The sequence below is a fragment of the Nocardioides plantarum genome (assembly GCF_006346395.1).
GTDB lineage: Bacteria > Actinomycetota > Actinomycetes > Propionibacteriales > Nocardioidaceae > Nocardioides > Nocardioides plantarum.
Window position 1 is genome coordinate 355,857 of record NZ_VDMS01000002.1, and the last position, 12,236, is coordinate 368,092.

At 71.5% G+C, this 12,236-nt stretch carries 14 protein-coding genes; 6 read left to right on the forward strand and 8 right to left on the reverse strand.

Going from position 1 to position 12,236, the window contains the following annotated elements:
- Positions 1–78: 78 nt before the first annotated feature.
- The 3 genes from FJQ56_RS13700 to ctaC are packed head-to-tail and all read right to left on the reverse strand — an operon-like array spanning position 79 to position 3,172.
- Entirely contained in the window at positions 79–495 is a 417-nt protein-coding gene (locus tag FJQ56_RS13700) for a cytochrome c oxidase subunit 4 (RefSeq protein ID WP_140010122.1), read from the reverse strand.
- Positions 492–2,282 carry an aa3-type cytochrome oxidase subunit I gene (gene ctaD, locus FJQ56_RS13705; RefSeq protein WP_140010123.1) on the reverse strand — a complete coding sequence of 597 codons (1,791 nt, stop codon included), beginning with the start codon at positions 2,280–2,282 and terminating at the stop codon, positions 492–494. Before ctaD ends, FJQ56_RS13700 begins: the two co-directional genes overlap by 4 nt.
- Positions 2,279–3,172: an aa3-type cytochrome oxidase subunit II gene (ctaC, locus tag FJQ56_RS13710; protein ID WP_246084154.1), complete on the reverse strand. Its 894-nt coding sequence runs from the start codon at positions 3,170–3,172 to the stop codon at positions 2,279–2,281. Before ctaC ends, ctaD begins: the two co-directional genes overlap by 4 nt.
- Before the next feature lie 92 nt (positions 3,173–3,264).
- Between ctaC and FJQ56_RS13715 the strand changes: the two genes are divergently transcribed.
- From FJQ56_RS13715 to FJQ56_RS13725, 3 genes are read left to right on the forward strand one after another with little or no spacing between them, the layout of a single operon-like run.
- On the forward strand, positions 3,265–4,377 hold the full coding sequence (locus FJQ56_RS13715) for a cysteine desulfurase family protein (protein ID WP_140010124.1): 1,113 nt from the start codon (positions 3,265–3,267) through the stop codon (positions 4,375–4,377).
- Positions 4,374–4,619: a sulfurtransferase TusA family protein gene (locus tag FJQ56_RS22460; protein WP_140010125.1), complete on the forward strand. Its 246-nt coding sequence runs from the start codon at positions 4,374–4,376 to the stop codon at positions 4,617–4,619. Before FJQ56_RS13715 ends, FJQ56_RS22460 begins: the two co-directional genes overlap by 4 nt.
- Before the next feature lie 30 nt (positions 4,620–4,649).
- Positions 4,650–5,084, forward strand: coding sequence for a VOC family protein (locus FJQ56_RS13725; protein ID WP_211351007.1), 435 nt, complete (start codon positions 4,650–4,652; stop codon positions 5,082–5,084).
- Between the two features lie 126 nt (positions 5,085–5,210).
- On the opposite strand, the gene FJQ56_RS13730 is transcribed toward FJQ56_RS13725, so the two are convergent.
- The gene (locus tag FJQ56_RS13730) at positions 5,211–6,185 is read right to left on the reverse strand and encodes a carbohydrate kinase family protein (protein ID WP_140010126.1); all 975 of its coding nucleotides are present in this window, start codon (positions 6,183–6,185) and stop codon (positions 5,211–5,213) included.
- 64 nt (positions 6,186–6,249) lie between these two features.
- On the opposite strand from FJQ56_RS13730, the gene FJQ56_RS13735 reads away from it, so the two are divergent.
- Positions 6,250–6,465, forward strand: coding sequence for a hypothetical protein (locus FJQ56_RS13735; RefSeq protein ID WP_140010127.1), 216 nt, complete (start codon positions 6,250–6,252; stop codon positions 6,463–6,465).
- A gap of 172 nt (positions 6,466–6,637) precedes the next feature.
- Here the strand turns inward: FJQ56_RS13735 and erpA are convergent, their stop codons facing one another.
- Positions 6,638–6,997, reverse strand: a complete 360-nt coding sequence (erpA, locus tag FJQ56_RS13740; protein WP_140010128.1) for an iron-sulfur cluster insertion protein ErpA — start codon at positions 6,995–6,997, stop codon at positions 6,638–6,640.
- A 95-nt stretch (positions 6,998–7,092) separates the two neighbouring features.
- Complete coding sequence (locus FJQ56_RS13745; RefSeq protein WP_140010129.1) at positions 7,093–8,181, reverse strand: glycerate kinase family protein; 1,089 nt, start codon at positions 8,179–8,181, stop codon at positions 7,093–7,095.
- A 44-nt stretch (positions 8,182–8,225) separates the two neighbouring features.
- Here FJQ56_RS13745 and FJQ56_RS13750 point away from each other — a divergent pair, with 44 nt between their 5' ends.
- Complete coding sequence (locus FJQ56_RS13750; protein WP_140010130.1) at positions 8,226–9,116, forward strand: GNAT family N-acetyltransferase; 891 nt, start codon at positions 8,226–8,228, stop codon at positions 9,114–9,116.
- A 49-nt stretch (positions 9,117–9,165) separates the two neighbouring features.
- Here the strand turns inward: FJQ56_RS13750 and FJQ56_RS13755 are convergent, their stop codons facing one another.
- Both FJQ56_RS13755 and FJQ56_RS13760 read right to left on the reverse strand, forming a co-directional pair.
- Positions 9,166–10,173 carry an SGNH hydrolase domain-containing protein gene (locus tag FJQ56_RS13755; protein ID WP_140010131.1) on the reverse strand — a complete coding sequence of 336 codons (1,008 nt, stop codon included), beginning with the start codon at positions 10,171–10,173 and terminating at the stop codon, positions 9,166–9,168.
- A gap of 111 nt (positions 10,174–10,284) precedes the next feature.
- On the reverse strand, positions 10,285–10,731 hold the full coding sequence (locus tag FJQ56_RS13760) for a hypothetical protein (protein WP_140010132.1): 447 nt from the start codon (positions 10,729–10,731) through the stop codon (positions 10,285–10,287).
- A gap of 129 nt (positions 10,732–10,860) precedes the next feature.
- Between FJQ56_RS13760 and nadA the strand changes: the two genes are divergently transcribed.
- Positions 10,861–12,036, forward strand: a complete 1,176-nt coding sequence (gene nadA, locus FJQ56_RS13765) for a quinolinate synthase NadA (protein WP_140010133.1) — start codon at positions 10,861–10,863, stop codon at positions 12,034–12,036.
- The last annotated feature ends 200 nt before the right edge of the window (positions 12,037–12,236 follow it).

The window sequence follows — 12,236 nt, forward strand, 5'->3', positions numbered from 1 at the left end:
AGACGACTGAGCACCCAGGGTAACTCCCGGTCGGGCACAGACCCGATTCGCCGGTCGACCGACGCGCGTCGTCAGCCCTCAGTGGGCGTGGACGCCTCGGTAGTACTCGAAGACGAGGCCGGCCAGGGCGACCGCACCGAGGATGCCGCCGATGATGAACAGCCACCAGGCGCCGGCAGCGACGCCGAAGACCATCACGCCGAGGGTGGCACCGCACCACAGCGGCCACCAGGAGTACGGCGGGAAGAACCCGAGCTCCCCGGCGCCGTCGGCGATCTCGCCGTCGAGGCGGTCCTCGGGACGCGGGTCCATCTTCTTGGCGTGGAAGCCGAGGTAGAGGGTGACCATGAGCGTCAGCAGCCCGGTCATGGCCAGCGCGGAGGTACCGGTCCAGTCACCGCCCTTGTCGCTGCTGTCGGTGACCAGCCAGTAGGCGGGGGTCACCAGGACCACGAAGACGGTCGTGATCCCGAAGATCCAAGCCTCGGACTTCATCGCGTGGGGTTCCCGTCTTCGTCGTCGTCGCGCGTGGTGTCGCGGGCGGTGTCCTGGTCGAGGCGCTCCTTGAGCAGGGTGTCGCGACCCTCCATGTCGGGCGCGTCGGCGAACTTGCCGTCACGCGCCGAGACGTTGTCGTCGAGCTCGATGGCCGCGACCTCGGGGTGGTGCAGGTCGAAGGCCGGCGACTCCGAGCGGATCCGCGGGATGGAGTGGAAGTTGTGTCGCGGCGGCGGGCAGCTGGTGGCCCACTCGAGAGAGCGGCCCCAGCCCCACGGGTCGTCGACCTCGACCTTGGGGGCCTTGCGGGACACGTAGACGTTGTAGAGGAACGGCAGCGTCGAGGCACCCAGCAGGAAGGCGCCGATGGTCGAGACCTGGTTGAGCGTCTCCCACCCGTCGGAGGCCTTGTAGTCGGCGTAGCGGCGCGGCATGCCCTCGACGCCCAGCCAGTGCTGGACCAGGAACGTGGTGTGGAAGCCGACGAAGAGCAGCCAGAAGTGGAGCTTGCCGAGCCGCTCGTCGAGCATCCGCCCGGTCATCTTGGGCCACCAGAAGTAGAAGCCGGCGAACATCGCGAACACGACGGTGCCGAAGACGACGTAGTGGAAGTGGGCGACCACGAAGTAGGAGTCGGAGACGTGGAAGTCGAGGGGCGGGCTGGCCAGGATGATGCCCGTGAGCCCGCCGAACAGGAAGGTCGTCAAGAACCCGACCGACCACAGCATGGGCGTGTCGAAGGAGATGGACCCGCCCCACATCGTTCCGATCCAGTTGAAGAACTTCACTCCTGTCGGGACCGCGATCAGGAAGGTCATGCCGGAGAAGAACGGCAGGTTGACCGCGCCGGTGACGAACATGTGGTGGGCCCACACGGCGACCGACAGGATCGCGATGCCGAGGGTGGCGCCGACCAGGCCGACGTAGCCGAAGATCGGCTTGCGGCTGAAGACCGGCAGGATCTCGGTGATGATGCCGAAGAACGGCAGGGCGATGATGTAGACCTCGGGGTGCCCGAAGAACCAGAACAGGTGCTGCCAGAGGATCGCTCCGCCGTGGGCGGTGTCGAAGACGTGCGCACCGAGCTGGCGGTCGGCCTCGAGGGAGAGCAGCGCGCCGGCCAGGATCGGGAACGCGACGAGCACGAGCAGGCTGGTGACCAGCGTGTTCCAGACGAACAGCGGCATCCGGAACATGGTCATGCCGGGTGCGCGCATGCAGATGATCGTGGTGATGAAGTTGACCGCACCGAGGATGGTGCCGAGACCGGCCATCCACAGACCCATGATCCACAGGTCACCGCCGACACCCGGTGAGCGGATGGCGTCGGACAGCGGGGTGTAGGCGAACCAGCCGAAGTCGGCCGCACCGCCCGGGGTCAGGAACCCGGACGCCGCGATCAGGCCGCCGAACAGGAACAGCCAGTAGCTGAACATGTTGAGCCGGGGGAACGCCACGTCGGGCGAGCCGATCTGGATCGGCATGATCACGTTGGCGAAGCCGAAGAACAGCGGCGTCGCGAAGAGCAGCAGCATGATCGTGCCGTGCATCGTGAAGAGCTGGTTGTAGAGCTCCTCGTTGACGATCTGGCTGCCCGGGAAGGCCAGCTCGGAGCGGATCACCAGGGCCATCAGGCCGGCGAGCAGGAACCACGTGAACGACGTGACGAGGTACATCTTGCCGATCAGCTTGTGATCGGTCGTGGTGAGGATCCGGACGAGCTCCTGGCCCAGGGGCTTGCGGGCCGGGGCATCGACCTTGGTCGGGTCGGCGGTCGTGGTCACTGGCAGATCCCCTGTTCGGAGTCGGTGTCGTCGAGACCGACCTGGGTCTCTGCGAACTTGCCGCCGCAGATGGGTTCGTCGGAGGTGTCACCGGCATCGACCAGGCTCTGGAGGTAGGCGTTGTAGTCCGCGCGGGACTCGACCTTGACCTCGAAGATCATCCGGGAGTGGTAGACCCCGCAGAGCTCGTAGCACTTGCCGGTGTAGGTGCCGGTGGTCTTGGGCGTCACCTGGTAGTGGTTCTTCTGACCGGGGATGACGTCCATCTTGATCAGGAAGCCCGGGACGCCGAAGTCGTGGATGACGTCGGGGCTGCGCAGCTCGAAGCGCGTGGTCTCGCCGACGGGAAGGTGCAGCGTCGGGACGTCGCTGCTGGTGCCGACCTTGTAGACGTTGACCGGCTTGCCGGAGTCGTCCTTGACCTCGTCGGGGTAGTTGAAGGTCCACTGCCACTGCTGGCCCACGACGTAGATCGTGTTCTGCGGCTTGACGTCGGGGTCGTTGAGGACCGCGTTCTGCGTCGAGATCGTGTGGTCGAAGAAGACGATGACCATGATGATCGGGAAGATCGTGTAGAAGATCTCGAGCGGCAGGTTGTAGCGCGTCTGGACCGGGACCTCGTCGTCGTGACGACGCCGGAACTTCCAGATGGCGAAGAAGATGAGGCCCCACACGACCACACCGGTCGCGAGGGCGGCGATCCACGCGCCCTGCCACAGGTCGAGGGTGTGCTCACCCTCCTTGGTGATCGGCTTGGGCATGCCGAGGCGCTCGCCCTGGCTGTCGGAGCCGCACCCGGCGAGCAGGACGAAGATGAGACCCAGCATGCCGGCCAGTCCGATGCGGCGAAGCCGCGTCGGTGCCGAGCGCTCGGGGAGCTGCAGACCCACGAAGGAGACTTCCTCTCAGGCGGTCATGAACAGGAGCACAGTATCGCGATCAGGTCGTTCGGGGCCCCCCGGGTGGGTGGTTGGATCGTGGTGTGTCCGAGTCCGGAGTCGAATCGTCGCGCTACCTCGACGCCGCGTCGTCCGAGCCGCTCCATCCCGCTGCCCGCGCGAGCCTCCTGGCGGCCCTCGACGTGGGGTACGCCGACCCGCGCCGGCTGCACCACCCGGCCCGCAACGCGCGACTGCTGCTCGACAACGCCCGGGCCGTGGTGGCCGAGTCGCTCGGCGTACGCGCCGACGAGGTGACGTTCACGGGGTCGGGCACCGAGGCGGTCCACCGGGGGCTGCTCGGCCTGCTCCGGGCCGACCCGACGGCGACGATCGTGCACAGCGACGTCGAGCACTCCGCGGTGCTGCACGCCGCCGCGTGGTCGGGTCGTCCGACGCGGTCGCTCCCCGTCGACCGGCTCGGCCGGGTCGACACCACCAGCCTCCACCCGCCGTACGCCGAGGCCGAGAGCTCCCGGGTGGTGGCGGTCCAGGCGGCCAACCACGAGGTGGGGACCGTCCAGCACCTCCCGGACCCCCCGGCGGGCGCAGCGGTCTTCGTCGACGCCTGCTCCGCGATGGGCCGGCTCCCGCTCCCCCCGCACTGGGCGGCACTGGCCGGCTCGGCCCACAAGTGGGGTGGGCCGGCGGGCGTCGGGGTCCTGCTGGTGCGCCACCGCGCGCCCTGGCTCACCCCCTTCCCCGACGACGACCGCGCCGACCCCCGCGCCACCGGGTTCGAGAACGTCCCGGCCGCCCTGGCCGCCGCCGCGGCCCTCCAGGCAGTGGTCGCCGAGCGCGCCGAGGTCAACGCCCGCCAGCACGCCCTGGTCGACCGGATCCGGGCGGCGGTGGGCGCCCTCGACGACGTCGACGTGGTCGGCGACCCGGTCGACCGGCTCCCCCACCTGCTCACGTTCTCGGTGCTCTACGTCAACGGTGAGCGGCTGGTCACCGAGCTCGATCGCCGCGGCTTCGGGGTGGCCAGCGGGTCGGCCTGCACCGCCTCGACCCTCGAGCCGTCCCGAGTGCTCGCCGCGATGGGCGCGCTGACCCACGGCAACGTGCGGGTCTCGCTGACGCGCGACACGACCGCAGCCGACGTCGAGGCGTTCTGCGCGGCGCTGCCCGAGGTCGTCGCGGGGCTGCGGTCGTGAGTCCGCCGTCGCGGGTCGACCTCGAGCTCGACTGCCGCGCGATGCTCTGCCCCGCGCCCATCATCGAGCTGGCCAACCGCGTGGGCGAGGTGCCGGTCGGCGGGCTGCTGGCGGTCGTCGCCGACGACGTGGCCGCCCGCTACGACGTCCCCGCGTGGTGCCGGATGAAGGAGCACGACTACCTCGGCGAGGACCTCGCCGACGACGCGACGCCGCGCTACCTGGTGCGGCGGACCCACTGACCCCGACCAGCCGAGGAGCCAGGACCCGCCATGGTGCCGATCACGATGACCTTCGACTGCGCCGACGCCCGCGCGCAGGCCGCGTTCTGGGCGGTCGCCCTGGGCTACGAGGAGGCTCCCCCGCCGACCGGGTGGGACACCTGGGAGTCGTGGCTGCGCGACCACGAGGTGCCCGAGGACGAGTGGGACGACGGTGCCTCGATCCGTGATCCCGACGGCGTCGGCCCCTCGATCGGGTTCCTGAGGGTGCCCGAGCCCAAGACCGCCAAGAACCGGCTCCACCTCGACCTGCAGGTCGCCGGCGGGCGGCACGTCGCGCAGGCCGAGCGCGAGGGCGCCATCCGCGCCAAGGTCGAGCAGCTGCTGCCGCTCGGCGCGACGGTGCTGCACGAGGCGTTCGGGCCGCGCGGGCTCGACCACGTCGTCCTCGCCGACCCCGAGGGCAACGAGCTGTGTGTCGTGTGACGAGGGACGTGGGAGCCTGCGACCACGTGCCCTCGTCGACGGTGGTCGAGCGAGCCGTCGCGGACCGAGCCTGCGAAGGACGCGAACCGGCGGGTCGAGACCCCCGCAGCTGGCGCGCCCAGGCCGCTAGCGAAGGTGCTGGGACACGTCGGCCGCCGCGGCCGCGCCGTACGACGCCTCGACGCGAGCCACGAACTCGGCCGGCGTGAAGGTGTACTCCTGGGTGCCGACGGTCTCGACGACGTAGGCCGCGAGCACCGAGCCGACCTGGGCGCCGCGCTCGAGGTCGAGACCCCAGTCGAGCGCCGCCAGGAAGCCCGCCCGGAAGGCGTCGCCGACGCCCGTCGGCTCGACGGCGGTGACGTCGGTGGCGGCGGGGACCAGGATCGACTCCTGGCCGGCCCGCATCACCCGCGAGCCGTGCTTGCCGAGCGTGGTGACCTGGGTGCCGACCCGGGAGAGGACCTCCTCGGCCGACCAGCCGGTCTTCTGCTCGATCATGTGCGACTCGTACTCGTTGGAGAACAGGATGGTCGCGCCGTCGACGAGCTTGCGGATCAGTTCACCGTCGCTGAACGCGAGCTGCTGGCTCGGGTCGGCGATGAACTTGTAGCCGCGCTGGCGGCACTCCTCGGTGTGCCGCAGCATGCCGTCGGGGTCGTCGGCCCCGATGAGCACGTAGTCGGGGACACCGACGCGGGCCACGATCGGGCCGAGCTCGATCAACCGGGCCTCACTCATCGCGCCGGGGTAGAACGAGGCGATCTGGGCGCCGGTCGGGTCGGTGGTGCACACGAACCGGGCCGTGTGACGGGTGTCGGAGATGCGCACGTGGGTGCAGTCGACGCCGTGGCGGGTGAGCCAGGAGCGGTAGTCGGCGAAGTCCTCGCCGGCCGATCCGACCAGGACCGGGTCGAGGCCCAGGCAGCCGAGCCCGAAGCCGATGTTGGCCGCCACGCCCCCGCGCCGGATCTCGAGGTCGTCGACGAGGAACGACAGCGAGATCTTGTCGAGCTGCTCGACGACGAGCGAGTCGGCGAACTTGCCGCCGAAGCTCATCAGGTGGTCGGTCGCGATGGACCCGGCGATGAGGAGAGACACGTGTCGGAACACTACCGATCGGTATGCGTTCCGGTACCACTCGGTAGCTCCTAGCGTCGTCCCCATGACCTCCTCGTACGACGACCTGGCCGCCCTGTCCGAGATGCAGGCCGACTGCCGCGCGACGAGCGCCCGCCTCGAGCAGGCCGCCCGCCTGGCCACGCGGCCGGCCCCGAGCATCCACTTCGACGAGCAGCCGACCGAGCAGCCCAAGCGCGAGATCACCTACTCCGCGGCGGCCGTGCGGATCGCGGGAGCCCTGCACTTCCATCTGGAGTGAGCTGACAAAAACGCGACAACCCCGCCGGTGATTCGGCGGGGTTGTTGCGTTGGTCTGCCGCTGCGGTGATCTCGACGCGCTCACACGACTTCGTTCCTCAGTCGTGTCGCTTGCTCGATCTTCGCTCGCCACGCAGGTCCGCTCGTTCCTCGCGGACCTGCTGCTCGCTCGCTCAGTGGAAGCTGTCTCCACACGCGCACGAGCCCGTGGCGTTGGGGTTGTCGATCGTGAAGCCCTGCTTCTCGATGGAGTCGACGAAGTCGATCTCGGCACCGTTGAGGTAGGGGACGCTCATCCGGTCGACGACGACGGACACGCCGTCGAAGTCGGTGACGACGTCGCCGTCGAGGGTGCGCTCGTCGAAGAAGAGCTGGTAGCGCAGGCCGCTGCAGCCGCCCGGCTGCACGGAGATCCGGAGCGCGAGGTCGTCGCGTCCCTCCTGCGCCAGCAGGCTCTGCACCTTGTCGGCCGCGACCGGGCTCAGGTTGATCTGGTCGGTGCGACGCTCTGTGGTCTCGAGCTGCTCGGTCATGTGTGTGCTCCCGTTTGCGAGACGTAGTGGTCTGTCCTCACCTCAATGGTGTCACACCAACGGCTATTCCCGTCAGGGCCGGCCCGGCCCGTGGGTCAGGGGTGCGACCAGGTCCGGGCGACCCGGGTGGCGAGGTCGGCGAGGCTGGCGGCAGGGTCGGCGAAGGCGCGCTCCTCACCCACCAGGTCGACGAGGGAGTAGGCCGACTCGATGCCGAGCGCGCGCATCTCGCGGGAGCCGACCAGGACCTGCCCCGCCAGCGCGATGCACGGTCGCAGGGCCTCGGCGGCGACCTCGGCGACGCCGTACGGCACCTTGCCGGAACGGCTGGAGAAGTCGAAGGCGCCCTCACCGGTGACGACCAGGTCGGCGGCGCGGGCGCGTTCGGCCAGGCGGACCGCGCCCGTGACGAGCTCGATGCCGGGCTCGCGGCGCGCGCCCAGGCACAGCAGCGCGAAGCCCAGGCCGCCGGCGGCGCCGGCACCCTTCTCGAGCGCCGTACGCCGGTCGGTGGCGTGGGCGAGACGCTCCAGCCAGCCGTCGACCTCGGCGATCCGGTCCTCGGCGATGCCCTTCTGCGGCCCGAAGGTCTTGGTGGCGCCGAACAGCCCCGTCAGCGGGATGTCGACGTCGCTGGCCATCACCAGCTCGACCCCGGCGAGCCGCTCACGCGCTGGGGCGAGGTCGACCGCGGAGAGCCCGCCGAAGTGTGCGGGGCCGCCGTCGAGGGGGCCGTCGGCGGTAGCGCCGAGCGCGGCCAGCAGGCCCGCTCCCCCGTCGTTGCTGCCCGATCCGCCGAGGCCGACGACCACCCTGGCCGCCCCGCCGTCGACCGCCGCGAGCACCAGCTCGCCGACGCCGCTGGTCGCGGCACGCTCGGCGTCGCCCTCGCCCAGCAGGTGCAGGCCACAGGACTGCGCACTCTCGACGTAGGCCGTGGTGCCGACCCGCAGGATCGTCGCCGGCACCCGCTCGCCGCTGACCGCCTCGACCGTCACCACGTGCAGCTCCCCGCCGAGGGCGGCGTGGAGCACGTCGACGAAGCCCGGTCCCCCGTCGGCCATCGGCGCCAGGTCGAGCTCGTCGTCGGGCGCCCGACGGCGCCACCCGGTCGCGATCGCCTCGGCCGCCTCCACGGCCGTGAGGGTGCCGGCGAACTTGTCGGGGGCCACCAGGATCCTCATGTCCCCCATCCTGCCGGTCACCTCGTGCGCCTACGGTGGGCGGCATGGGCGAGGTGCTGGTGCGACCGATGCGCGCCGAGGACGTCGCGGCGGCCGAGCAGCTCTCCGGCGAGGCCTTCCTCGCGCTCGACCGCCAGGTGTACCGGCGCGACGAGCCCGACCCCCAGCCGCGCACCGCCGAGCACCGCGCCGGCTGGGTGGCCCGCACCCGGCACTTCCTCGACACCGATCCCGGCGGCTGCTGGGCGGTCGACGACGCCGACGGGACCATGGTCGGCTTCGCGACCAGCATCCGGCGCGAGGGCACCTGGATCCTGGCGACGTACGCCGTGCGGCCCGGGCGCCAGGGCCGCGGCATCGGCAAGCAGGTGCTCGACGCCGCGCTCACCCACAGCCGCGGCTGCCTGCAGGGGATGCTCTCCGCCTCCGACGACCCCCGGGCGGTGCGCCGCTACCTGCTGGCCGGCTTCACCATGCACCCGCAGATGCACCTCACGGGCACCGTCGACCGGCGCGCCATCCCGGCGGACACCGGTCGGAGGGTGCGCGAGGGAACCCCCGCCGACACCGAGCTGATGGACTCCCTCGACCGTCGCGCCCGCGGCGCCGGGCACGGTCCCGACCACCCGATGCTGCAGGGCCTGTTCCGCACGATCGTCAGCGACACCACGGCCGGCTCGGGCTACGCCTACCTCGGCGCGACCGGTGCCGTGGTGCTGCTCGCCGCGAGCAACCGGCGTACGGCGCAGGCGCTGCTCTGGTCGGCGATCGCCGACGGCCCGGCCGAGCAGACGATCGGGCACGTGACTGGCGCCAACGACTGGGCCGTCGCCGTCGGCGCGGCCGCCCGCCTCGACGTACGCACCCGGGGTTACCTCGCGCTGCGCGGGCTGCGTCCGCCGACGACCTACCTGCACCACGGCGCGCTGCTCTGAGCGCTGCGCGACGTGGGGTCGACGTGGGCCGACGCGGGGACGACGTGGGTCAGCGGTCGGCGCGGACGGCCGAGGTCAGCCGGTAGTCGAGGTAGGGGCGCAGCGTCTGGACGTAGGTCCGCGTGAGGTGCAGCCCGTCGCGGTAGAGCAGCACGCCACCGGCCGCCGAGGGGCAGGTCGTCGCGGTGCACGTGCGGTCCGTCAGGTCGATCAGACCGGCGCGGTCGCGACGCAGCCGGGCGCCCGCGGCGTACAGCGGGTCGTCCTCGACCCAGGCCTCGCGGCTGTCGCTGCACCGGAGGTAGCGACCGATGTTGGCCCGCAGGCACCGGGGTGGCTCGCTGTCGAGGGTGAGCGACGGGTGCGGGGTGGTGCGCACGACCTCGACCAGGACGCCCGCCGTCGTCAGCGGCCGCAGGTAGTCGAGGTAGCCCTGCTCGGCCTGGCTCCGGTCGACCGCGGATCCCGACGAGGCCGACACCACCACCACGTCGACGCCCTGGCGGATCATCCGCGCGCGCACGGCCCGGCCCCAGTCGTGACAGCGCTTTGCCGAGCCGGGCTCGGGGAACGTCGAGTCCGGGACCACGAGGTCGGTCGGCGGGCAGGACGAGGCGAGGTAGGTCGTCACGCGCCAGCCGTGGTCACGACCGACCTGGGCCATCGCGTCGGCCCACTGCGACGCGAGGCTGTTGCCGAGCAGGGCGACGTGCAGGCGCCCGCGGGTCAGGGCCTGCTCGCAGCTGACGACGGGGAACGTCGGCGGCTTGGCGATGCAGCCGCGGGCGTAGACGTCGGGCCGGTCGCCGACGGCACGTGTGGTGGTCGGCGTGACCGCCCCGGAGCGCTGCAGGGGGTCGCAGCCGGCGACCGCGAAGGACCGGGCCCCGCGGCAGTCGCTCGACGTGGCGACCGGCTCCAGCACGCCCCGGTCCTCGCCCGGGCGGGGCACATCGGGGGCCGACAGGAGCAGGCTGGCGAGCAGAACGCTGGGCAGGACGCCGGACAGGACGCGGCGCAGGGGGGTCAGCAGGCGGCTGAGCGGTGGGGGGCGCATGGGGGGTCCCTGGGGTCGGCACGGGTATCGCGAGGGTATCGGCAGGGGTCGGGAGGAGTGCGTACTTGAGGCGTCGCACGATAGGGCAGCAGCGTCGCCCGTGGAGCCAGGTCAGCGCTCCTGACCCAGCACCCGCTGCAGGTGGTCGAGCTGGCGTCGGCGCCAGAACCAGCCCGAGAGCCTCAGCTCCCCGGTCGCGGTGTGCAGCACCAGGTGGGCCCGGACGGCGCCGTGGACGGGGTCCATCAGGTGCAGGTCGGTCTCGGCCCACTCCCGCGCGACCCCGGTACGCCGAGGGGCGGCGAGACCGACGACGGCGGCGAGCAGCGCCAGACCCAGCACGACCCAGCGCGCGGGCGGGGCGGCGTACCAGGAGGCCACGGCGGCGGTGGCGGCCGTGGCGACCAGGACCGACCGGTAGCGGTCGAGCCGGTCGCGCAGGCCGCGCAGGACCACCAGGCGTAGCCGCAGGCCGTCGAAGTGCACGTCGGCCAGGCCGACCGACGTCCGGAACGGGCCGATGGCGACCGGGTTCCTCAGCGGCTCGACGGGGTCCACGCCACGCTCGTCTCGCACGGGGAACGAACCGGACCGACCGGTGGTTGAGCCGATGCGTGCTCCGTCCCTGACATGGCGGCCACCTTGGCACACGTCGAGGGCCCCGACCGGCAGACCTAGGATCCAGACATGACGACCGTCGACCTCCCGCTCCTCCCCCTCGGCCGCGGCATCGATCGTGGCTCCGAGCGCGGCGTGGAGTGCCCGGGCGACCTGCCCGCGGCGTCCGACCCCTCGCTGGTGGCACGCGCGCTCGCGGCCAAGCAGGCCCTCGGCGAGCGGGTCTTCGTGCTCGGGCACCACTACCAGCGCGACGAGGTCATCCAGTTCGCCGACGTCACCGGCGACTCCTTCAAGCTCGCCCGCGACGCGGCGGCCCGTCCCGACGCCGAGTTCATCGTGTTCTGCGGCGTGCACTTCATGGCCGAGTCGGCCGACATCCTGACCGGACCCGAGCAGCAGGTGATCCTGCCCGACCTGGCCGCCGGCTGCTCGATGGCCGACATGGCGCGGCTCCCCCAGGTCGAGGCGGCCTGGCGGGCCCTGGGCGAGGCGGGCGTGCAGGACCTCGTCGTCCCCGTCACCTACATGAACTCCAGCGCCGACATCAAGGCGTTCTGCGGCCGCAACGGCGGCGTCGTGTGCACGTCGTCCAACGCCGAGGTCGCCCTCGAGTGGGCCTTCGCCCAGCACGGCCCCGACACCAAGGTCATCTTCTTCCCCGACCAGCACCTCGGCCGCAACACCGCCGTGCTGCAGATGGGCTACTCGCTCGACGACTGCGTCCTGTGGAACCCCCACCTGCCGGGAGGCGGCCTGACCGCCGACCAGCTGCGCGCCGCCAAGGTGATCCTGTGGAAGGGCCACTGCTCGGTCCACGGCCGGTTCACGCCCGAGGTCGTCGACGAGCTGCGCGCCACCATCCCCGGCGTCCAGGTCCTGGTGCACCCCGAGTGCCGCCACGACGTCGTCCTCAAGGCCGACCTCGTCGGCTCGACCGAGTTCATCATCAAGACCATCGAGGCGGCGCCCGCCGGGTCGTCGTGGGCCATCGGCACCGAGCTCAACCTCGTGCAGCGCCTGGCCAAGGCCCACCCCGACAAGCAGATCACCTTCCTCGACAAGGACGTCTGCTACTGCTCGACGATGAACCGCATCGACCTCCCCCACCTCGTGTGGGCCCTCGAGTCGCTGGTCGACGGTGCGGTCGTCAACCGCATCGAGGTCGACCCCGAGACCGAGCGCGACGCGCTGGTGGCCCTGACGCGGATGCTCGACCTCCCGGGCAAGTCGCACAAGGACTGATCGCGCCGGCCCGAGGAACGAGGGCCGGCCGATCGACGGTGATCGAGCAAGCCGCGGCCGGGGCCGAGCTTGCTCGGCCCCGGCCGACCGGCGCGTCGAGACCTGGCGACCGATCTCGACAAGCCGGGTCCACCCGCGGACCACAAGGCTCCCGCGACGCAAACGATCCCGCGACCCGTCCGTGAAGGGACGGGCCGCGG

What these genes read in the sequence shown, in the direction of transcription:
- FJQ56_RS13700 (WP_140010122.1), bottom strand. Translation starts at nt 495, where the DNA reads ATGAAGTCCGAGGCTTGGATCTTCGGGATCACGACCGTCTTCGTGGTC.
- FJQ56_RS13725 (WP_211351007.1), top strand. Translation starts at nt 4,650, where the DNA reads ATGGTGCCGATCACGATGACCTTCGACTGCGCCGACGCCCGCGCGCAG.
- FJQ56_RS13735 (WP_140010127.1), top strand. Translation starts at nt 6,250, where the DNA reads ATGACCTCCTCGTACGACGACCTGGCCGCCCTGTCCGAGATGCAGGCC.
- erpA (WP_140010128.1), bottom strand. Translation starts at nt 6,997, where the DNA reads ATGACCGAGCAGCTCGAGACCACAGAGCGTCGCACCGACCAGATCAAC.
- FJQ56_RS13745 (WP_140010129.1), bottom strand. Translation starts at nt 8,181, where the DNA reads ATGAGGATCCTGGTGGCCCCCGACAAGTTCGCCGGCACCCTCACGGCC.
- FJQ56_RS13750 (WP_140010130.1), top strand. Translation starts at nt 8,226, where the DNA reads ATGGGCGAGGTGCTGGTGCGACCGATGCGCGCCGAGGACGTCGCGGCG.
- FJQ56_RS13755 (WP_140010131.1), bottom strand. Translation starts at nt 10,173, where the DNA reads ATGCGCCCCCCACCGCTCAGCCGCCTGCTGACCCCCCTGCGCCGCGTC.
- nadA (WP_140010133.1), top strand. Translation starts at nt 10,861, where the DNA reads ATGACGACCGTCGACCTCCCGCTCCTCCCCCTCGGCCGCGGCATCGAT.